This is a genomic window from Pseudoalteromonas sp. MMG024 (assembly GCF_021654175.1).
GTDB lineage: Bacteria > Pseudomonadota > Gammaproteobacteria > Enterobacterales > Alteromonadaceae > Pseudoalteromonas.
Genome location: NZ_JAKFZO010000004.1, coordinates 226,066 through 249,880, shown reverse-complemented (window position 1 = coordinate 249,880; position 23,815 = coordinate 226,066). Strand labels below are relative to the sequence as shown.

The window sequence follows — 23,815 nt, the reverse complement described above, 5'->3', positions numbered from 1 at the left end:
AATGAAAAAAGTAACCAAAGCAGTGATCCCTGTTGCAGGGTTAGGAACCCGCATGTTGCCGGCAACCAAAGCCATTCCCAAAGAAATGCTTACCTTAGTAGACAAGCCGCTAATTCAATACGTGGTAGAAGAAGCCGCAGCGGCGGGTATTAAAGAAATTGTACTTGTAACTCATGCCAGTAAAAACTCCATCGAAAACCATTTTGACACCAGTTTTGAACTAGAAGCCCAGCTAGAATCACGGGTTAAGCGCTCGCTGTTGCAAGAGGTTAAAAGCATAAACCCCAAAGGCATAACCATGATCTCAGTGCGCCAAGCTGAGGCAAAAGGGCTAGGGCACGCCATTTTATGTGCACGCTCAGTGATTGGCGACGAACCATTTGCAGTAATATTGCCCGATGTAATTATTGATAAATACCACTCAGATTTAGGCGTAGAAAACCTCGCGCAAATGGTTAACAACTATAACCAACACGGTATAAACCAAATAATGGTAAACCCGGTAGAGATGGCGCAAGTAAAAAGCTATGGCGTGGTTGATTTAGACAACCAAATCCTGTGTGCAGGCGAAACCGCTAAAATCATCGGCATGGTAGAAAAACCGCCACGCGAAGAAGCCCCTTCAAACCTTGCTATTACCGGACGCTATGTGCTCTCAGAAAGTATTTGGCCAATTTTAGCCAAAACGCCACCTGGCGCAGGGGACGAAATTCAGCTAACCGATGCGCTTTATACGTTATTAGACCAACAAGGGCTGGAAGCTTACCAGCTGGTGGGCAAAACCCACGATTGCGGTAACAAACTGGGCTTTATAAAGGCCAATATTGAATACGCCATTCAACGAGCAGAGTTTAAAGGCGAACTCACTCAATATATTGACGAAGTACTCGCTGAAAACCGTTATTGAAATTAAATTCAGCTTATTTTAAAAATTAAATGACGCACTTTGGCAGTCAAGACTTTAGTATTTGTCGAGTGCTTCTATACATCACAAGGTTTGTTTAACCTCTTGCAAAAAGCGTTACTTACACACTATGCGTAACGCAAGCTGGGCGCTGGCACTTTTAGCTTTGTAAAAACCCTAATCTCAAAGTTGTGTTTATTGTCACACTGAATGTCACCGTAAAGCAAAAACAGTTTGGTGAGTGGCTATCTAATTTAGGTAATCATCTGTTATTTATGAATAAACTCTGTTAAATTTCGTTATAACTTGCGCCAGGCAATTAAGGAAGTAACGTCTGTGAGTCACCAAAATATCCAATACTATAATGCGCACGCAAAAGCGTTCTTTGATTCAACGATTAATGTTGATATGCAGCCTTTATATCAAATATTTTTACCTCATGTGAAAGTAGGTGGCCACATATTGGATGCAGGTTGTGGCAGTGGCAGAGATAGCAAAGCATTTGCCGCACAAGGTTTTACTGTAAGCGCAATCGATGCTAGCGAAGAACTCGTTAAACAAGCCAGCAAATTTTTAGGGTTTGCTGTAGAACATAAAACCTTCCAACAAATTAATGAACAAAACTGCTACGATGCAATTTGGTGTTGCGCAAGCTTATTACACGTCCCCTTTGTTGAGCTGAGTGATGTATTTTCCCGTTTAACTACCGCGTTAAAATCAGGCGGCGTAATGTATGTATCATTCAAATATGGTGAACCAAATTTAGCCCCAAGAGAGCACAACGGCCGAGCATTCACCGACTTCAATGAACAAGCACTAGAAACTCTGCTAGCTGACAACACACAGCTCAAAATTACAAACACATGGATAACTGGTGATAGACGAGCAGGGCGCGAAAACGAGCAGTGGTTTAATGCCATTCTTACTAGAGTAGATTTAAATGAGTAAGGTGTATGGTGGAGTTCAATTATCAGCACAAAAATTGTTTGTTGGTGATGATAATCCGTTATTACCTCAGCTAGTTTATGCTATAAATCATGCGAGTGAAATTGAAATAGCCGTATCATTTATCCAACCTAGCGGTATAAATTTGCTTTTTAATCCATTACTGGAAGCCTTAGCAAGTGGTGCGTCAGTTACTATATTAACGTCAGACTATTTAGACATAACGCACCCAATCGCACTGAGACATTTAATGATACTTGCAGAGCAAGGAGCAAAAATTCTTATTTATTGCTCTGAGTCTCAGCAAAGTTTTCATTTAAAGTCATATATCTTTGTAAAAACAAATAATCAAAGCCAAGTTCAGTCTGGTTGTGCATTTATTGGTTCAAGCAATATAAGCAGGAGTGCGTTAACAAATGGTCACGAATGGAATGTCAGAGTTGATTATAGTGAAGCGTCGGTAAATGAATTTGGGGCTATTCGGGAAGCATTTGAAAAAATTATAAATCATTGTTTGGTTCAACCTTTAACACATAATTGGATCGACGAATACATAAAACGAAGAAAGCCACAAACCGTAGTTGGTGTAAATGGAGAAACAACTGCTGAAGACGCTGAAATTGCCCCTCGTAAAGAGCAAATCGAAGCACTCGAAGCGTTAAATGAAACCAGAAAAAGAGGGTTCGAAAGGGGCTTGGTTGTGCTTGCAACTGGCATGGGTAAAACGTGGCTCAGTGCGTTTGATGTGAAACAAATAGGAGCGAAGCGCGTATTGTTTGTTGCACACAGAGAGGAGATTTTAATACAAGCACAGTCCACCTACTCACAACTTTTACCACTTGAAACAGGTTTTTACTCGGGCAAAATAAAAAATTACGAGGCAGATTGTATATTTGCCTCTGTGCAGACATTAGGGCGCCCTGAACACTTAGCTAAATTTAGTAAAAGACACTTCGATTATATTGTGATTGATGAGTTTCATCATGCCAGTTCACCTGTGTATCGTAATTTATTATCGCACTTTGAGCCCCAGTTTTTATTGGGTCTTACTGCAACCCCTGAAAGAACAGACCAAGCTGATATTTTAAGCTTATGCGATAATAATTTAGTTTTTGAAAGAAATTTAGTGCAAGGGATCGATCAGGAAACTCTAGTGCCTTTTCACTACTACGGAATTTGGGATAGTAATGTTAACTATCAAGCAATCCCTTGGCGTAATGGACGGTTTGACCCCGCATCATTAGAAAATAAATTTGCTACTGAAAAACGAGCCAAGCATGCAATTGAGCATTGGCAAAAATATAAGCAGTCAAAAACGCTCGCATTTTGTATTTCCAAAAAACACGCAGACTTTATGGCTTATACGTTTAACATAAACGGTATAAATGCGTTATCAGTACATAGCGAATCATCTGTGCGCCGTAATGAAGCGCTTACTATGCTAGAAAATGGTCAAGTAGACGTTTTATTCTCTGTAGATTTGTTTAACGAAGGCACGGACTTACCCTGTATCGATACTATTTTATTTTTACGCCCTAGTGAATCGAAAATATTATTTCTCCAACAGTTAGGTCGAGGCCTTAGATTAAATGAAGGTAAAACTCATTTAGTTGTGCTTGATTTTATTGGCAACCACCATAGCTTTTTAAATAAACCTTTTGCCCTATTTCATGAGAGTACAGCTAAAGGTGTTGTAAATCAGTTAGGTGATCCAAACTTACCTGAAGGTTGTTTTATTAATATCGACCTTGAAGTAAGCGATTTTTGGTATAAGTTGGCTAGGATGCAGCGTACAACAGCGAGCGAAGATCTAGTTTGCTTAGCTGAGCAATTAGGGCACTTGCCGACAGTCACTGAATTTTATTATCACTATGGCGACTTAAAAAAGGTTAACAAACAACATACAGGTTGGTTTGAATTAATTGCAAGTACATCAGACTTTGATGAAGAGGCAAGTGCTAAAGCGCTTACGCTTAAATCTTACTTTGAATTTTTGAAAGTTGGCATTCAAACAACCAGTATGACTAAAAGCTTCAAAGCAATTTTATTGCAAGCATTTGTCGCTTTAAATGGATTTGTTAACCCACCTAGCATAAAGCAATTATCGATTAGAAGTGGCGAAATATTAAAGCGTTACCCTAACTTAAGAGCCTATGATTTAAGTGATTCAGATAGAAATCAGAGTAGTGACTCTGAGGCTTGGTTTAAATACTGGAGTAAAAATCCGATTAGAGCGTTTACAACGCCAAATAAGCGTGGTGATGTATGGTTCAAACTTGAAAACGAAAAGTTTGTTGCAGATTTCGATGTACCTTCCGAAATTGTAGATAATTTAAATACAGCGGTTTTAGATCTTACGGATTATTTGCTTGCGCAATATACAAAACGCATTAGACAATCGAAAGTAGATGAATTGACCATAAGTGAGCAAAATAAGCTACCCGTATCAAGCTGTGACAGTTCTGAAAAAGTAGCAGTGTTGCCATATTTTCCAAATTTAAAGATTGCATGTGGTCATTTCAAAAATGGTGATGAAAGTGATATGGAGTATATGGAAATACCAATGGGGTTTGGCAGGTTAGATCCTGAAAGATATTTTCTAGCACGTGCAAGTGGTAACTCGATGAATGGCGGTAAGTCTCCGATAATGGATGAACAGTTATTATTACTTGAGTGGGTCACTCCGACAAGTGCTGGCTCACTGCAACATGCAACTGTTGCGATAGAACGTCAAGATGGTGCCGGAGATAGTCAATATTTACTTCGAGACGTAAAAAAAACAGACTAATGAGTATGGCGACGCGCAATATGTACTCATGGCTAAAAACCCAGAATATGAACCAATGGTTGCAAATGAATACATGCGCTCTTTTGCAAAGCTAAAAGGAATTGTGGAGTAAGTAAAACGTGAATAAAGGGATTTTAACGTTTGTTTTATATTTTGTGGTTTTTGTGAGTTTCGCTAGTGAGCAATACAGTGAAGGCACCTGCATTTTATTGAAAAACCAAGTGAAAGAGTACAGTGCATATCCGCAATCTAATCAATACAAAACTGCCAAGCGCTCTGTTGACACGCACTGTGTTAACCCCTTTACGTTACCTAAGGCTAATCAAACAAATACTACAGCAACAAACACTGATAAACTGACCCCAATTTATACAACTAAAAAGTTACACTCACAAAACCTTACGGAGCCATCAAATCAAGCCGTTGTAACGACACCACATCAAGCCAAAACATCAGTTCCAGTCAACAATATGCTTAGCTTAGTGCTCAAAATAGGTGCTTTGGTGTTAGTCATTATGTTTGTTTTAGCTTTTCTCAAAGCAATCACTGTACTGTTTGCCAAACGTGCTGCTAAATCACTACTTAAAAAAGTAACAGGTCGTATTGAACCCGTTGTAAGTAACCTGCCTGTAAGAAAAAATGAAGACATTAACCCTAAAACTGCTGCAAACGTTTCAGATAAATCTTGCTCTGTACTAAAAGATACCATAGCCGAAATTGTTGCTAATGATGTAAGCAGCTCAAGTGGCCTTCAAGGGGAGGCTGTTGTTAATAATCTAATTGAAAAGATTATTAACAACAAAGTGTTATCGGCGATGAGTAATGTGAGTCATTATACGAGTGTGCTGCTAACGAACGATAATGATGAGCTTACTGAAATTGATCATTTAATTGTTTCACCAGTTGGCGTATTTGTAATTGAGAGCAAAAATTACAGTGGTTATATATTCGGTAGCCAGCACCAAGCGAAATGGACGCAGACTTTAACAGGGCGTAAAACCCAATTTATGAACCCGCTTAGGCAAAACTATAAACATTGCTTAGCAGTCAGCCGATTACTTGGCGTTGTTGATGGTGTTGAATCCTTAGTGCTGTTTCATGATAAAGCGAGTTTTAAAACAAAGCTTCCGCCGAATGTACGTTATGTTAGTGAGATGGAAGCATTTTTATCTGGCTTTACCCACGTTAAATTTACCGATAGCCAGCTTGAAGAATTTAACACACGACTCACTAAAGTGATTTCGGTTACGACACGTGAAGATTTTAAGCAGCATATTCACGAAGTAAAGGCGAGGCAATACGATATTTAGAGATTTGCACTGCTACATCTTAGTCAAATATTTTTACCTAACCAATATCTCGAGTAACTATTTCACTTTTTTCCTTTGAAAATTCTAGTCCTTTCTTTCAGGAATGATGAATATCTCGCTTTTTTGAATCGTTACTTTGCGGATTTTGGGTTGTTTTTGCGCGTATTGTCCTTACTTTTATTACAGGTATTAGTCAAAACGTTTACTTAATTGTGAAAATTCGTAAATGCGCTAGAACATAAAGGCATATCTTGAATTGGTTTGGTTATAAGCAAGTAATTTCGGCTCTTGAGGGGGGATAACTTAAATTTACTTATATTTTACAAATGTACCCAATAGGGGTTCCTAATGATTGTTTCCTAGTTTGTTTTTCCTAGTAATAAGGTGTTTGTTTTTATTTAAATCATTGTAAATATTGGTTTAATTTTCTTCTTGGTATTGTTTTCTAGTGTTGTTGCTCTAATTTCACTAATTGTTAATCATGTGTTATCTCTAAATGGTCGAAAGACGTTAGCTAAATTCCATTAGGGGGAAGTATGAGTAACAAATTAATGGGCAAGCGCTTATTCAAAATGAGTGTGTTGTCGTTAGCTGTATCAGGGTGGGCAGCCCATGCAGCAGTGGACTGTACAAATATTGCCGAATGGCAATCAGGCGTGGCTTACACTGGCGGGCAGCAAGTGCAAAAAGCCAATATTGCTTATGAGGCGAAGTGGTGGACACAAGCCGATCCGGTAACCCATTCAGGTCAATACCAAGAATGGAAGAGTTTAGGCGAGTGCGGTAACGGCCAAGTAAACGAATTACCTTTAGCCGAAGTTTTATCACCTATGAGCGGTAGTTCTTTTACTGAAGGTGACAGCGTTGTCATTGAGGCGCAAGCATCTGACAATGACGGTTCTGTCGTAAAAGTGGAAGTACTTGTTGATGGTGTTGCAATTGCAACGCTGAGTTCTGCACCATATTCAGCAACTTGGCTGGCAGTGAAAGGGCAGCATCAAATTTCTGTGCGTGCAACCGATGATAAAGGCGGTGAAACCATCTCAGTTGCAAACAGCGTGACAGTGGCTGAAGTAGTGCCAGATAACTATGCGCCAACAGCAACGCTTACAAGTAACGCAAGTTCGAATTCAGTTAATTTGAATGACAACGTTGTCTTAAATTTAACCGGTAGCGATCAAGACGGCACTGTTGTTAGCCTAGAGCTATTCCAAGACGGTGTTTCGGTTTTGCAAGTTGCTGGCGCAAGTGGCAGTTATACGTTCAATGCAACCACGTTAGGCAATACGCAATTTAGCCTTGTGGCAACGGATGATAAAAATGCTGTATCACAAGCTGCAGTATTGAGCTTACGTGTTGTTGATAACACCACAGGCCCAGACGATCGTGATGCCTGTAAACCAGAAGGGCTTTACCAAACTCCGGGTGTAAATACGCCTTACTGTAGCATTTACGATGCTGATGGCCGTGAAGATATGGGTGCCGATCACCCACGTCGTGTAATTGGTTATTTCACTAGTTGGCGTAATGGCGCAAATGGCCAGCCATCTTACCTCGTTGATGATATTCCATGGGATAAAATCACCCATATTAACTACGCATTTGCTCATGTTGATGCTAATAACAAGGTTTCAATTGGCGATCCAAGTGCGGCGGGTAATCCTGCAACCAACATGGAATGGCCAGGTGTTGCAGGTGCTGAAATGGACCCAACACTGCCGTACACAGGTCACTTCAACTTACTGAATAAATATAAAAAACTACATCCAGACGTTAAAACACTTATTTCTGTTGGTGGTTGGGCAGAAACGGGCGGTTACTTTGACGCAAACGGCAACCGTGTTGCTAGCGGTGGTTTCTACACTATGACAACCAATGCAGACGGCTCAGTAAACACTGCGGGCATTAATGCATTTGCAAAAAGCGCGGTTGAGTTTATTGAAACGTACGGTTTCGATGGTGTTGATATTGATTATGAATACCCATCATCAATGAATGACTCGGGTCACCCTGATGATTTCCCAATTTCCAATGCACGTCGAGCAGGGCTAAATGCCTCTTACCAAGTGTTAATGAAAACCCTGCGTGAAGAGCTTGATAAAGCAGGTGAATTAGCGGGTAAACACTACATGCTTACCATCGCATCACCGTCATCAGGTTATTTACTGCGTGGTATGGAAACCTTCCAAACAACGAAGTACCTCGATTACCTAAACATCATGTCTTACGACTTGCACGGTGCTTGGAACGACCACGTTGGTCATAACGCAGCGCTTTACGATACAGGGCTAGACTCTGAGCTTGCGCAGTGGAATGTGTATGGCACAAAAGAGTTTGAAGGCATTGGTTACTTAAATACCGACTGGGCAGTTACTTACTTCCGTGGTGGTTTAAGTGCAGGCCGCATTAACATTGGTGTGCCTTACTATACTCGTGGCTTTAAAGATGTATCGGGTGGCGAAAACGGTTTGTGGGGGCGTGCGGCGCTACCTAACCAAGCTGATTGTGCCAAAGGTACTGGTGTAGGTGAGAAAAACAAATGTGGTAACGGCGCAGTTGGTATCGACAACATGTGGCATGACCTTGACGAAAACGGTAACGAAATGCCAGCAGGTAGTAACCCATTATGGCATGTTAAAAACCTACAAAACGGCATTTTGCCAAGTTACCTTGCAGATTACGGCCTAGATCCGGCGAATGACCCAACCGATCAACTTACCGGCACTTACACTCGTCATTACGATTCAGTGGCAGTAGCACCTTGGCTTTGGAATGCCGATAAAAAGGTGTTCTTGTCGATTGAAGATGAAGAGTCAATGGGCACTAAGCTTGATTATGTAATCAACAAAGGCCTTGGCGGTATTATGTTCTGGGAACTCGCTGGCGACTTTGATTACGACAGTGCGAAGAAAGAGTACTTTATGGGTTCTACTATGACCTCGCTTGCTTACAACAAGTTTGCACAAGCAGGTTCTAAGTACGACATCAACAAAGGTGAAAAAACTCACCAAGTACCAGCAGAGGCAGTTGACGTAAGCTTTGAAGTGAAAGACTTCCCAATTGGTGACGACAACTACCCAATTGCGCCAACCTTTAGCTTTACCAATAACTCAAACATTGATTTGAGCGGTGCAAAAGTATCGTTTGATGTACCCGTGGCTACGTCGGCTATTTTCAAATCAAACTGGAATGCGCAAGAAAAACTCGGCATGGCCGTTGAGGTAAATCGTTCAAACGCAGCTGGCAACAACATTGGCGGATTTGAGAACGAGTTCCACCGTTTCTCAATTACCTTTGTCAATGAGTGGGGCGGCGCTGCTAAGTCGTTTGCACCGGGCGAAACCATTAATGCACAAGTAATGTACTACATGCCAATTACTGGCCCAGTGAACCTTGTATTTGAAAAAGACGGTAAGCAATACGCCGCTAAATTTGAATACCCACATCTACCAGATGCAACCGCCGGTAACGGTGGTGGCAATGATGGCGGCGGTAACACCGACACATGTGAAGGTGTTGCAGTAGCTGATATTCCAGTTTATCCAAACTTCCCACAAACAGATTGGGCGGGCAACCCGTCACACGCGGCAGGCGGTGACTTAATGATTGATGGCGCATCTACGGCGGTTTACAAAGCCAAGTGGTGGACCTCAACCGAGCCTGGCACCTCTGCCGATTGGGATAGTGTGTGTACTTTATAACGCAACCTAGGTGAGGCCGTGTGCCTCACAGTTTGGAGAAAATTATGAATACCAAATTTAACATCAGTGTGCTCTCTGGTTCAGTGCTACTAGCATGTATTGCAGCGCCGTTTAATGCCAGCGCACACGGCTATATGGATAGCCCAAAGGCACGACAAGCATTTTGCCAAGCGCAAGGCGGGTATTGGTGGCCAGAAGACGGCAGCAATATTCCAAATTTGGCATGTCGCGCTGCATTTTTAGAATCGGGCCATGTGCAGTTTATTCAAGAACATGAGTTTGCAGTTAATACGCCCGATTACTTAAATCAAGCAGCGGTTGAAGCAAATGTGCCCGACGGTACTTTGTGTGCTGCGGGTAGTCACGAAAAGCGCGGTATGAATTTACCGTCAGCACATTGGCAAAAAACCGTGGTTACGCCAAACGCTAATGGTGAAATTCAAGTGCGTTATCGTGCAACCACACCGCACAACCCAAGCTTTTGGCAGTTTTATTTAACCAAGCCGGGTTTTAACCCTGCAACCGATACACTGACTTGGCAAAATATTGAGCTTATTCAAAGCCACGACAATATTGAGTTTGTAAAAGACCCTGACGGTAAGCGTTATTATGAAATGAGCGTCGCTATTCCTGCTGAGCGCGTCGGTGAAGCGGTGCTTTATAGCCGTTGGCAGCGTGTTGATGTGGTGGGTGAAGGTTTTTATAACTGTAGCGATATTATTATCGAGCGCGACACTGTTACACCGGTTGACTGGTTCCCGCTAGGTTATTTTGTTCGCCAAGGTCAAAATGCCAATGTTGGCGACACAGTTCAAGTGCGTTTGTTCGATGCAAGTGGCCTTGAGGTAGTAAATCAGCTATTTGCGGTTAACGCTAGTAATCAAGCAACTTGGCAAAGTGAGCTGGCAGCTAAGCTTAATTTAGATTACGCATCTGAATTGCAAATTGGTGTTAAAAACGCCAGTGGCGATATTGTGTTTGACGAGGCTAATTTGGCGTCAAATCAGGTATATGCAACATCCAGTGACTACAGTTTTGCGCTGTCGGTTATTGCTGCATCAGAAAATACCGCACCGAATGTTAACCCTGTAGCAGACGTGGTAATGGACGAAGGCTCACAAACTTTGGTGCACGTACATGCGTTCGATGATGAAAACGACCCACTTAGCTATCAATTCACTGTGCCTAATGAGTTCACCTACAGTGTAGACGGACCAAACCTCACCCTTAATGCGCCTGAGGTTTCAGCGAACGCCAACTTTGCGATTCAGGTGTCAGTATCTGACGGCAAGTTAAGCACGCCAGCAAGTTTTTCGGTAACGGTAAATGACACTACTATAAACCCCGAACTCCCGCCAGAGTGGGATGCCGCCAAAGCATACAACGCTGGCGATAAAGTTACCTATCTAGGTAAGGTTTATAAAGCCAAATGGTGGGTGCAAGGCGAAAAACCCAATAGCAGCGATGCGTGGCAATTGCTTTCACAGTCAACTGACGATGCGTGGTTAAGCACCAAAGCGTATTCGGCGGGTGATGTTGTGAGCCATAACTCGCAAAAATACCAAGCACGCTGGTGGACCAAAGGCGATGAGCCAGGTACCGCCTCAGTGTGGCAAACCCTTTAATTTAATCGGCTAAAGTGAGCCATAAGCTTGCTTTAGCTACTTTAGTTACCCCTTGCCGCAACGGCGGCTTGGTTTGCGACGTTGCGGGTTTTTAAAATTTAAAGAGAAACATTATGATTAAAAAATTATCTCTAGCAGTGGCAGTTGCACTTTGTTCTGGGCATGTAATTGCAGCGCCTTCTGCACCTAGTTTAAGTTGGGAAGACCAAAAATATTCATTTGTTGATGTAAATATTGACGGTCAAGGTTCGTATAAGTCATTAGTTACACGCAAAGATGTGGTTGATATTGCTATCAAATGGAATGCGTGGAGCGGTGAAGGCGGCGATAGCTACAAAGTAAAATTTGACGGTGTAGTAGTAAACGAAGGTACGCTTGCTGCTGGCACTAAGTCGGGCACAATTACCTTTCCATACACGCAATCGGGCCGTCATCAGTTAACGGTTGAACTGTGCCAAGGCACAGTGTGTGCGGCAAGCGCGCCAAAACCAATTGTAATCGCTGATACAGACGGTGGTCACCTAGATCCGTTACCAATGAATGTTGATCCAAATAACGGTAACTATGGCACCTCACCAGACACCGTTGTAGGGGCGTATTTTGTTGAGTGGGGCATTTATGGCCGCGACTTTGATGTAACAAAAGTGCCGGGCCAAAACCTAACGCATATCTTGTACGGTTTTATTCCAATTTGTGGTGCGAACGAGTCATTGAAAGAAATTGAAAACGGTAACAGCTGGCGCGCATTACAAAAAGCGTGTGGCGACTCACAAGATTATGAAGTAGTGATTCACGACCCGTGGGCAGCTATTCAAAAGTCACTGCCGGGCGTAGATGCAAAAGACCCAATTCGTGGTACTTACTCGCAATTAATGGCGCTTAAGCAGCGTTACCCTGATTTAAAAATCTTACCATCGGTAGGTGGTTGGACACTGTCAGACCCATTTCATGGCTTTACTGAAAAAGCGAATCGCGATGTATTCGTAGCATCAATGAAAGACTTCTTAAAAACTTGGAAATTCTACGATGGTGTCGATATTGACTGGGAATTCCCAGGTGGCGGCGGTCCAAATCCAAATCTTGGCGATCCAGCAAAAGACGGTCAAGCTTATATTGATCTAATGCGTGAACTACGCGCTATGTTAGATGAATTAGAAGCGGAAATTGGTAAACCGTACCAACTTACCTCTGCTATTGGTATGGGTTATGACAAAATTGAAGACGTAAACTATCCGCAAGCAGCGCAATATATGGATTACATCTTCGCCATGACGTATGACTTCTACGGTGGTTGGAACAATGTGACCGGTCACCAAACAGCGCTTTACTGTGGTAGTCATATGAGTACAGATGAGTGTAATGGTACAGGTCTTGATGATAAAGGCGAGCCGCGTAAAGGCCCTGCGTATACCACAGATAACGGTATTCAATTGTTGCTACAACAAGGTTTAGATCCGGCGAAAATTGTATTAGGTACGGCAATGTATGGTCGTGGCTGGGAAGGTGTAACCCCTGCAAATACAACAGACGGCGCAAATCCAATGACAGCACCAGGTAACGGTAAACTTACCGGCACTACTGCGCAAGGTGTGTGGGAAGCAGGTGTAATTGATTACAAAGGCATTAAAGCCCATATGATTGGCGCGGCAGAAACCGGCATTAACGGTTTTGAGGTTGGCTATGATGACGTGGCTGAAGGTGCCTATGTTTGGAATAAATCAAACGGTAAATTAATCACATACGATAGCCCACGCTCAGTAAAAGCGAAAGGTCAGTATGTTCGCAACTTAGGCCTTGCCGGTTTATTTGCATGGGAAATTGATGCAGACAACGGCGATATTTTAAATGCAATGCACGAAGGCCTAGGTGTTGTGGGTGGCAATACTAAACCTGTGGTTTCTGTACCAAGCGTTACAACGGTTAAATCAGGTGAAAGTACTTCACTTTTCGCAACTGCCAGTGATCGTGATAACGACCCACTAACATACAGCTGGACAGGCGATGTTGCATTAACGCTTTCAGGTGTAACCACAGATACGGTATCAATTACTGCGCCAACGGTAACGCAAGATACTGATTACACAGTAACCGTAGCTGTATCAGACGGCACAGACACTGTAACTAAATCGGCGATTATTCGCGTGGTATCAGATACGGTAGTGATTAACGAACCGCCAGTAGTATCACCAATTGCTAATGTTAGCGTGGAAGAAGGTAAATCAACTTCTGTAAGCGTAACTGCATCAGATGCTGATGGCGATACTTTAAGCTATAGCTGGAATGTACCTGCGGGCTTAACACTTTCTGGCAGCGGCGCAAGTGTGACGCTTACAGCAGGCGAAGTTGCAGCAGATACAAACTTGAGCGTATCAGTAACGGTATCAGACGGTACTGATGCTGTAACAGAAAGCTTCACAGTAACAGTAACTAATGTAGATGGCGGTGGCAGCACAACGTGGAATGCCGATGCAATTTACACCGGTGGCGATACGGTGCTTTACAACGGTGTTGAGTACAAAGCGAAGTGGTGGACACAAGGCGACCGTCCAGATCTTGGCGGCCCGTGGGAAGAAGTTATTCCAAACGACGGTCAAGTTCGCGCATGGCGTGCTGACCTTGTTTACAACACAGGTGACAAGGTGACTCACAACAATGACACTTATACAGCAAAATGGTGGACTAAAGGCGAAGAGCCTGGCGTTGCCGATGTGTGGGCGAAATAAGTTTTCATTCTAGTTCAAAAGGCAGCTACCGCTGCCTTTTTTTGTATTTGTACTTTTCTGTTTTGGTAATAGTGCAGCTCTTCGTGTAACCCCAAAGCCCAATCAATATAAAAGATCAGGGGTTACCTTTTCTAAATAAAAGTTAAGTGTTCATGAAAATCTCGTCAAAAATCAACAGGTCTTAATATTTAACGTCTATTATTGTGTTAATAACTAAAAGTCTTTGAAAGTGACATGAACCCAAGAATACCGTTACTTATAATCTGGCTTGCAATGACATTATTTGCATTTACTGCGAGTAATGCGTTGGCTAATGGGCAATCGTCGTCGCTGATCAACGAGTATGCGATTAAAAAGCTGGGCACTGAAGATGGTTTTGTGTCTTCAGAAATTTATTCAATTATTCAAGATAATCAAGGATTTTTATGGTTTGGTACCGCTGAAAATGGGGTGATGCGATTTGATGGTCGCAAGGTTGTGTTGTTTGAGTTTAATAAAATGAACGAAAACGGCTTATCACATAATGATGCGGGTAATTTAATGCTCGATAACGACGGCAGAATTTGGATTGGCACGTGGGGCGGCGGCGCTAATCTTTACGACCCTAAAATTGGGCGATTTGAAAACTTTCTACACAGTGCATCGCGAGCAAACTCGGTATCTTCTAATCGCATTCAATCATTATTGCACGACCAAACAGGCATTATTTGGCTTGGCAGCTACGATGGTGGGCTTAATAAATATCTGGGCAATGGTCAATTTGAGCACATTACAAAAACCGGTGACTCGGAGCCGAGTTTATCTCATAACCGTATTTGGGATATCGCAGACAAAGACGACAATTTTCTGTGGGTAGCGACCAGCTATGGCGTAAATCTATTTAACAAAAACACTCAGCAGTTTAAGCACTTCTTTCCAAACCCAAATAATAAAACCCCAACTGGGGCCAACGAAATTAGAAGCATGCTAATAACCAAAAGCGGAACATTTTATGTCGCCACGCAACAAGGTCCGTTTTTGTTTGAGCCAAATAGCGGCAGTTTCACCGCTATTTTAAATGTAGATCAGCAAGCACTTGGCCAAGTAAATTCGATGATTGAAGACCAAGACGGATTTGTTTGGTTTGTTACAGCAACAGGTATTTATCGCTATGCCAATGATATAGAGGAAATTGAGCGGCTAGATTTAGGTTACAACAATGGCTTTCGCATTATTTTTGAGGATTCTTTTGGTGTTATTTGGATCACAAATGAAGTGCACGGCATTTTTAAACTGACACCACAGCGTAAATTTAAATCGATTAATAGCTCGCAACTAAGTGCGCCAAATGGCATAACAGTTGACGAAAATGGCGATGTAGTTATTGCTGCTTCCTCTTCCGCCTTGTTTAAATGGCAAGTACGGGCGAAAAGCTTAGAACCTATTTCGGGCCCGCTTTTCACTAAAGAAAACGGTTTGGCGAATAGTGGGGCTGTGGAAAAACCCATTGTATTAAAACAAGGCACCAATTTACTTTGGATTGCACAAGACCAAGGGCTTGCCAAATACAACTTAGCAACTGGGAAAATTGACATAATCCGCTACCCTAAAACCGCTGAAAATTACCAAGAATTTAGAGAGTTACGGGCGTTAGCGCTCGATGAACACGGTAACTTATGGATTGGCACCTACAAAAATGGTGTGTACGTATACAACACAACCCATAAAACCTTTACACATTTAGACGAAAACAACGGCTTATCGCATCCTGAAGTGCTTAAAATAATGCGCGATAACGACAACAACATGTGGGTTGGCACCGGCAATGGCGTAAACCTGTGGTTACCCGATAAACAGCGTTTTCGGGTTTATAAAATGGATGAAGCCGACGAGCAAACTTTATTGGGTAGTATCGTACAAGATATTTACCAAGCTAAAAATGGCGCGATTTGGATAGCAACGCAAAAAGGCCTCAATTTATATCAACCCAGCAGCCAAACCTTTAAGCATTACAGCGTCTTAAATGGCCTTGCTACATCGTTAATTCGTGCTGTGGTAGATGATCAAAACGGCAACTTATGGCTCACCACTAATAAGGGTATCTCTACTTTAAACCCAAGTACTGATGAAGTCGTTAACTATGATGGCAGTGAAGGGATTTTAGGGGCAAATTATTACGCAAACAGCTTGGTTGTGGGTGCCAACAATACTTTATTCACTAGTAGCCAACGTGGGGTTGAATACTTTAATACTGATGTTGAAGAAAACGAAGTTAAATCACCTAACGTGGTACTGACTGGGTTTAGCAAAATGGGCGAGCAGAAAAAGCTCGAAAAACCGTATTCTTATGTCAAAGAAATTGACTTATCGTATCAAGATTACTTTATTTCATTTGAGTTTTCGGTGTTAGATTTTGCAGCACCCAGCAAAAATCAGTATGCCTATCGCCTTGAGGGGTACGATAACAACTGGATAGAATTAGGTAACAATAATATTGCGTCATTTACTAATTTGGATGGCGGCAGATACACCTTGCAAGTTAAAGCAACTAACAGCGCAGGTAAATGGAGTAACGAGTTACTTTCAATCGACTTAAATGTGGCGCCTTCGCCTTTTAAAAGCTGGTGGGCTTATACGCTTTACACGTTATTTGCCGGTGCATTGGTTTTTTTAATGATATATCTGCGCACTCGTTTACAACAAAGTGAGATCACTCGGCAAAAGCAATTTGTAATGGCGTTAGAAGAGCAAGTTGCTGAAAAAACGGCGTCGCTTGAGCAACACGCCAAAGAACTCAAACTTGCCTTACAAAAAGCAGAAACCGCAACGAAGTTAAAATCTGAATTTTTAGCCAATATGAGTCATGAGATCCGCACACCAATGAATGGCGTAATTGGTATGCTGCAACTGTTAAAAGACAGCAGGCTTTCCGACGAACAAGCACACCGCGTGAGCATTGCCAGTTCAAGTGCAAAGTCGTTACTGACGCTGATTAACGATATTCTGGATTTTTCAAAAATAGAAGCAGATCGCATTGAACTTGAATACATTGATTTTGATCTGCGTAACTTACTTGAAAAACTCGCAGAATCTGTGGCCCTTGATGCACAGTTAAAAGATGTTGAGGTTATTTTAGATATCAACGCCATGTCGGTCAGTCATGTAAATTCCGATCCTGGGCGAATTCGCCAAATACTCACCAATATTTTAAGTAATGCCGTTAAGTTTACTGAGTCTGGTCAAATAGTGATCCGTGCAGAGCTTTGTGACTCCGAAAAAATAGGATTCAGTCAGCTAAACTGCGAAATTCAAGATACCGGCATCGGCATTGCCAAAGATAAAGTAACCTCGCTATTTGACGCATTTAGTCAAGGAGATGCATCGACCACACGAAAATACGGTGGCACTGGGCTTGGCCTCAGCATTACACGAAAACTCTGCAATCTGCTGCACGGCGATGTAACGGTTACAAGTAAATTAGGCGAGGGCAGCTGTTTTAACGTAACGTGTTTAGTGAAAAACATCGCGCAGCCAAACAAGGTAAATGAAGGCCCACTATTTGAGTTGTTAACGGTGTTGATTGCTGACGAAAATGAAATTAATTGCCAAGTGGTAAAACAGGTTTTAGAGAGCGAGTCAGCAAACACAATCGTTGCCAATTCAGCTGAGCAGGTAACGGCACATTTAAGTAGTGATTTAGCAACTATCGACTTGATTTTAATGGATACTAAGTTGTATGAAAATGGCCTATTAAAACAGCAATTAACGCACCTCACGAAAACGAATAAAACACAGCTAGTTATGATGGCGCCAATTAATAAACAATTCGATAGTGATGCGTGTAAAGCGGGTAATATTAGCGCGATTTTGGCAAAGCCCGTTACGCCAAAAGGCCTGATTAAAGTACTTAACAGTACGCTGCAAAACTCATCTGAGCATACCAGTGATGTAAGCGAGCAGCCGACCAATTTAAATGATACAGACACCACTACGTTTAATGGTGTACACGTATTGTTAGTTGAAGATAATCCAGTAAATCAAATTGTCGCGTTGAGTGTTTTGAAAAACTTAGGGGTAACTGCAGACGTTGCCTCAAACGGCTACGATGCGTTAGCAGCTCTTAAAGCCATGGACAAACCAAGCCAATATTCAGCAATTATTATGGACTGCCAAATGCCGGAAATGGACGGTTATGAAACCGCATCTAAAATTAAATCGGGCGAGGCAGGACATAGCGCAATAAATATTCCGATAATTGCAATGACCGCCAATGCCATGCAGGGCGATAAACAGCGCTGCCTTGATGCGGGAATGGACGATTATATGACCAAACCCATATCGCAACAAACGGTGATAGCCAAATTGAAAAAGTGGATTAGTGAATAAGCTTGCTTAAGTGCCAATTGTTGATTGCTATTTAAATTGTCGCACTTAAGTAAATGGGCTTAGGCAAAGGAGTAAATGGGTTTAGGCAAAGGTTAAACTAATCGTTACGCCTCCATTGTCACTGCTAAGTGAGACGTTAACACCGTATTTTTCACATAATCTTTTTACCAGCGATAGGCCAATGCCACTGCCATGGCTATTTGGCCCACGTTTTCCTGCTTCAAATACGCTTTGCGATGAGAGTGTATCTGTTAAGCCTTTACCGTTGTCTGCGATGGTGAGCACATTGTTTTGAAACTCAATTTTTATATGCGAACCTTGGCCATGGTAAATGGCATTTTGCAGTAAATTTTGGACGACGAGTGAAAGCTCTAATGCCCCCATTGCCACATTGGCGTTATCGGCCAAGTTAATGTCTACTGTTACGTCTTTTAATAGCGCCTGATTTTTAATGATGCAGTTTTCAATAACCGATTTTAAGTTGGTGTGCTCGGTATCGCGCTGCTTTTCACGGGCAAGGGCGAGTAACGTTTCAATAGTCTCGTGCATTTGCTGATTGGCATCACTAATGCGCGTAACAAATTTTTGCTGTGCTTGGCTTAGCTCGGTATGGGTTAATAATGTTACAGCGCCTTGGCTTACCGTGAGCGGGGTGCGCAATTCGTGGGATACATCGCGAGTAAATTGTTGTTCTCGTGTTATAAATGCACTTACGCGAGCAAGCGCTGCCTCTAATGTTTGCGCAAATCGGCCAATCTCGTTTTGTTTAAATTGTGCGGCGAATTTTGTCGGTAACTTTTCAACCGGGCTATTGTCGACGATATTCATTAGATCATCGAGTGGATTGAGTAAGGTTTTACTTAACTTAACTGTGCCAAACGCAAGCACTAACGCCAGTAAAATACCTAAGCACAGTAAGCCGAATGAGAAATAGAACAACTTGTTAGTTAGGCGGTTTACCACTAATTGTTGACTTACCTCGGCCAGTAAAATATGTTGCTGACGCTGATTATCATCGAGATAGGCGATGTGATAATGCTCGTTCTTATCGCCGCTAAATTCTCTTCGCTTAGATGTGTTGCTTAGCGCTTGTTGCACAAGGTTTGGCAAAGTACTTTGGTCTTTATGGTAAGTAATAAAATCAAAATGGGGCTTAGGTGTTTGCCCATTTTTAATTTGGCTGAGTACTTGTTGCTTTTCACTGTTTAGAATTTGATAGAAGAAAGTGTCTTCAACCACAAAACTAAACATTAAGGTCACAAGTGAAAATAAAATGCTTAGAAGTACTACGATTGAAACAAAGTAAGTAACGATTTTGTTTCTAAGTTGCTTTGCTGTCATAACTGGGCTCGTTTAAATATCGAGTGCTAAACCAACACTGTGTATGGTTTTAATAAGTGGTGTGGCAAACGGTTTATCAACCGCTTTTCGCAGCTGATAAATGTGTGAGCGTAAAGAGTCTGAATCAGTGCCGTCTTCACCCCAAATACGTTCGCAAAGCTCACTTTTAGATACCGCACGTGGGTAACTTTCCATCAGAATTTTTAAAATACCAAAAAGTATAGGAGAGAGTTGCAGCGGTGTGCCAGCGCGCGTAACTTGTTGACGCTGGTAATTAAGCACAAGCTGTTTATTTGCATCGCCAATACTTAGCGTTCGCTCGCTTTTTTGGTTAGTATGGCGAAGAGTTAACGCACTGCAGCGCATATATAACTCGTCCAGTGCAAATGGCTTGGTGAGGTAATCATCAGCACCATGCTGAAAGCCCGCCAGTTTGTCATCTAATGTATCTCTGGCAGTTAGCATTATAATGGGAATATGGCGGTCAGCTTTTTCTCTTATACGTTTACAGACTTCAAGGCCTTCAATATCGGGCAGCATAATGTCTAAAATAATGCAGTCAAAATACGCTGTCAGGGCTAATTCGACGCCCTGTTCACCAGCGTATGCAAAATCCAGTATATCGCCTTTTAGTGCGAAGAAATCAGCAATGTTCTCGGCAATTGCTGCATTATCTTCAATCACTAAAATGCGTAGTGGTGAGGTTTTTGTCACTCGTACCAACCTTCTAATTGTGTGTAGTAGCCTTCAGGAAGCTCATGCTCACCCTGAATAACAATATGGTGTTTTTGCGTATTTGCAATTGCGTTAAATAGCGCAATGTTTTCTTGTTTATTGGCATATTGGTCGTTATCTGCGGTAACTAACCAGGTTTTTTCTGCATTCAACTGTTTAACGAAATTGAGTGGCGACACACGCGCAACATTATCACTCGAAGCTGGTGGCACAATTGATAACACCTTATTGATACGGGTATCAAGTGACGCCAAAATTAAGCTAATTTGACCACCCATGCTGTAACCGGCCACGCTAATTTCGTTTTGGTCGAATTGTGGCTGTGTTGCGACCCAATCTAAAAGTACACGGTGATCTTTAACCGTATCAATTATCATGGTTTCGTATGGTTCGCGCTTGCCCCAAAACCATAAATCATACATTACCTTTTTTATGTTGTAATCCAAGTTCTTACGTTTGCCATGATTGCGTGCATCAATAACTAACACCGCATACCCTTTGGCAAGCGCCATATTGGCTAGTTCATCGGTTTGTTCAATGGTATCGGTATTTTTAAATGAATCTTGTAACCAACGAATGTAGCTTCGTCCCATTGCGTGAACACCTATCAACAAGGGCACAGGTTTGCTGCCATCATAGTTTTCAGGGTACACCAACTGGCCGTTTACATTTTCTCCATCAAAGCTTTGGTAATTAATAGCGTAATGACCGTTTTCAAGCTGTGTTAATGTAACGTTGGCGTTTTCCACTTGATAACTGTAGGTTTCTGCTAGCTGATTTGGCGTTATCTGATAGGGTTTTAAGGCAAACTTGGTATACCAAAAAATTGCCAGCAATGTGAGAACGGTGATTGTTGTAAGGGTAATTTTCATCCAATTTTTCTTAATCATTGTTTTTTCCTTGGGTGCGATTATTAATGCTATTCGCTAGGCCATCGTTATGACTGAGCGGTTTATGACAGGCACTTTAAATCAGTAGATGTGAAATGGATGTGAAAGACAGCGATGTTAAAGTGATACGTGTGTTGTAAAAAATATGGCTGCTTCAAGCCGAAGCGCTTGAAGGTTTTGAAATATAAAAAAGGCCGCATGTGCGGCCTTTTGTTGTCTTCAGAGAGTTTTCTAAGGTCTGTATTGTGCGTCTACGGTTACGCCAGAGTATGCTCTGTAACCATATGCGCCAATGTGCCATGTACCTGCACCTGGGTTGTTAATAGTACAGGTTTCTGTGTTGCCATCGTTCCATGAACGACAGTCATATGATGACGTGCTTGGTTGGCTGCCGTTGCGAATATAAAGATCCGCATCACCTGTGCCACCTGAAAGCGTTACAGTGAACGTTGACATACCTGCTGGTACGTCAATTGTGTAACGGCTCCAAGCGCCGCGACTTGCTGATACGTTATCAACTGAACCGCCGCCACCATTAGTGCCACCTGTTGTTGAAGATGTGATATCACCTGTTAGTGACGCACCAGAGAAAGCCGTGTATGCATTTAGCATTACGTGATAAGTACCTGCTGTTGGATTATCAATAGAACAGGTTTCACCGTTACCTGAGTTCCAAGAACGGCACTCATAGCTTGAGGTAGTTGGCTTGCTGCCAGCACGCACGTAAAGGTCTGCATCCCCCGAGCCACCTGCTAATGTGAAAGTTACGTTAGTTGCGCCAGATGGTACTTCCATTGTGAAGAACGACTGTGCGTTTTTAGCGCCAGAAAGACCAGTTTTAGCAACCTTATCTTCTAACACGTTATCGCCTGTTGGCGGTGTAGTAGTGTCGCCAGATGCCGCATTTACAGCAGCAAGTGCATCAACAATACCGGTACCACAGTTGTTACATGTAGCAGGGAATGAACGCGTTGTTGATTTTAGGATCTGTTCAATTTCATCAGGTGTAGCAGACGGTTTTGCTTGTTTGATTAACGCAGCAACACCGGCAACATGTGGCGCTGCCATTGATGTACCTTGCGAGTATGCATAGCTGTCGCTACCTGGGCCAGTTGCACCTGAGTTGTAAGTTGAAAGAACACCTTCAGGATCGTTTGCAAAGCTCTGCGCGCCACCTGGTGCTGCAACATCAATATTTGCACCATAGTTTGAATAGTATGCACGGCCACCATTACGGCCAACTGAAGCTACGTTTACAACGCCTGAACAGTTACCTGGGTTGTAGTTTGCAGAGTTATCGTTATCGTTACCAGCTGCAATAACAACTACTGCGCCATTTGCACGGGCAGTGTTAATTGCCGCTTGTGTAGTCGCGCTACACGCACCTGAACCACCTAAGCTCATATTAATAACAGATGCAGGGTTAGCATTCGCTGTGGTGCCAGAAACTGAGCCACCAGATGCCCAAATAATACCGTCAGCGATATCTGACGTTAAACCACCACATTTACCCAGTACACGTACTGGCACAACTTTCGCGTCGTATGCTACACCTGCAATACCTTCGCCGTTATTCGCTACTGCTGCAACCGTACCTGCTACGTGAGTACCGTGCCAGCTTGAGCTTTGATCTGAGCGTGGTACTGGTTGACCTGAGCTATCTGTACCACATTCACCCGTTGTAGTTGCATCACCAGGATCGCGTGCATCGTTATCACGACCACCGCCATCGTTTGCTACGAAAGTGTTTGAAATCATATCGTAACCAGGTAATAGGTTTGCATTTAGATCTGCGTGTGGACGGTAACCTGTATCAAGTACCGCAACAGTTACACCAGCACCTGTTGCTTTATCCCATGCGCTCGGTAAGTTAAGACCACCGTTTGCTTCATAGTAGTGCCACTGATCTGAGTATTGCGGATCATTAGGCGTAGCAAATGGTTGTAACATTTGGTCGATTTCAATGTATTCAATATCACCAGATGCAATCATGTCTTGCATATATTGCTGTGTTTCTTGTGCAGATAGCTTGCCGTCTACTTTTACTACGTGAAGGCCTTGCATAGCCATAGGGCGCACGTAGCGAGATTGCTTTTTAAGCTTCGATTTGAAGTTTGATACAAACGATTGTGCTGAAGCGCGCGGTGCAAAAGATTGCGTATCTGCAGTATGTGCAAATTCTGCAGCGGTTTGCGTTTTGTATTTAATAATGAATTGTGTCGAAAGCTGAGCTTGACCCACTAATTTAGCTTGTACTTCAGCAAGTTGTGAAGGTTCGCTTAATGTATTTGCGTTAGCGTTGATTGCGAGCGGTACTAGCGTGGCTAATAAGCTCTTTTTTAATAATTTATTATTATTCATAGTATTCCCTAGAATTATTGTGATGTTGCCATTTTGGACCCAAATGAGGATCTATTGTTAATTTAATGTGAAACAAAAACTAATAAATTACTAAAAAGCTATAAGTTAATAGTAAATGGTTATAAGC

General features: G+C 42.4%; 12 protein-coding genes. 8 read left to right on the top strand and 4 right to left on the bottom strand.

Translation table 11 applies throughout. The annotated features are described in order from the left end of the window. The first annotated feature begins 1 nt into the window (after position 1). The 8 genes from galU to L1068_RS05745 all read left to right on the top strand — a co-directional run bounded on the left by galU (position 2) and on the right by L1068_RS05745 (position 18,361). Entirely contained in the window at positions 2 to 907 is a 906-nt protein-coding gene (gene galU / locus L1068_RS05780; protein WP_237129454.1) for a UTP--glucose-1-phosphate uridylyltransferase GalU, read from the top strand. 333 nt (positions 908 to 1,240) lie between these two features. Then, positions 1,241 to 1,852, top strand: coding sequence for a methyltransferase domain-containing protein (locus tag L1068_RS05775; protein WP_237129453.1), 612 nt, complete (start codon positions 1,241 to 1,243; stop codon positions 1,850 to 1,852). Continuing rightward, entirely contained in the window at positions 1,845 to 4,637 is a 2,793-nt protein-coding gene (locus L1068_RS05770; protein WP_343221867.1) for a DEAD/DEAH box helicase family protein, read from the top strand. The genes L1068_RS05775 and L1068_RS05770 overlap by 8 nt, the downstream gene beginning before the upstream one ends. Positions 4,638 to 4,801: 164 nt before the next feature. Beyond that, the gene (locus tag L1068_RS05765; protein WP_237129452.1) at positions 4,802 to 5,947 is read left to right on the top strand and encodes an NERD domain-containing protein; all 1,146 of its coding nucleotides are present in this window, start codon (positions 4,802 to 4,804) and stop codon (positions 5,945 to 5,947) included. Between the two features lie 536 nt (positions 5,948 to 6,483). Then, on the top strand, positions 6,484 to 9,648 hold the full coding sequence (locus L1068_RS05760; RefSeq protein ID WP_237129451.1) for a glycosyl hydrolase family 18 protein: 3,165 nt from the start codon (positions 6,484 to 6,486) through the stop codon (positions 9,646 to 9,648). Positions 9,649 to 9,692: 44 nt separating this feature from the next. Then, complete coding sequence (locus L1068_RS05755; protein ID WP_237129450.1) at positions 9,693 to 11,273, top strand: lytic polysaccharide monooxygenase; 1,581 nt, start codon at positions 9,693 to 9,695, stop codon at positions 11,271 to 11,273. 113 nt (positions 11,274 to 11,386) lie between these two features. After that, positions 11,387 to 13,996 carry a glycosyl hydrolase family 18 protein gene (locus L1068_RS05750; RefSeq protein WP_237129449.1) on the top strand — a complete coding sequence of 870 codons (2,610 nt, stop codon included), beginning with the start codon at positions 11,387 to 11,389 and terminating at the stop codon, positions 13,994 to 13,996. A 234-nt stretch (positions 13,997 to 14,230) separates the two neighbouring features. Next, the gene (locus tag L1068_RS05745; RefSeq protein ID WP_237129448.1) at positions 14,231 to 18,361 is read left to right on the top strand and encodes a hybrid sensor histidine kinase/response regulator; all 4,131 of its coding nucleotides are present in this window, start codon (positions 14,231 to 14,233) and stop codon (positions 18,359 to 18,361) included. Between the two features lie 81 nt (positions 18,362 to 18,442). On the opposite strand, the gene L1068_RS05740 is transcribed toward L1068_RS05745, so the two are convergent. The 4 genes from L1068_RS05740 to L1068_RS05725 all read right to left on the bottom strand — a co-directional run bounded on the left by L1068_RS05740 (position 18,443) and on the right by L1068_RS05725 (position 23,688). Continuing rightward, positions 18,443 to 19,702 carry a HAMP domain-containing sensor histidine kinase gene (locus L1068_RS05740; RefSeq protein ID WP_237129447.1) on the bottom strand — a complete coding sequence of 420 codons (1,260 nt, stop codon included), beginning with the start codon at positions 19,700 to 19,702 and terminating at the stop codon, positions 18,443 to 18,445. A 12-nt stretch (positions 19,703 to 19,714) separates the two neighbouring features. Then, positions 19,715 to 20,416: a response regulator gene (locus L1068_RS05735; RefSeq protein WP_237129446.1), complete on the bottom strand. Its 702-nt coding sequence runs from the start codon at positions 20,414 to 20,416 to the stop codon at positions 19,715 to 19,717. Further along, positions 20,413 to 21,327, bottom strand: a complete 915-nt coding sequence (locus L1068_RS05730) for an alpha/beta fold hydrolase (RefSeq protein ID WP_237129445.1) — start codon at positions 21,325 to 21,327, stop codon at positions 20,413 to 20,415. The genes L1068_RS05735 and L1068_RS05730 overlap by 4 nt, the downstream gene beginning before the upstream one ends. 231 nt (positions 21,328 to 21,558) lie before the next feature. Next, positions 21,559 to 23,688 (bottom strand): S8 family peptidase, encoded by a 2,130-nt coding sequence (locus L1068_RS05725; RefSeq protein WP_237129444.1) that lies wholly within the window; start codon positions 23,686 to 23,688, stop codon positions 21,559 to 21,561. Positions 23,689 to 23,815 lie beyond the last annotated feature (127 nt).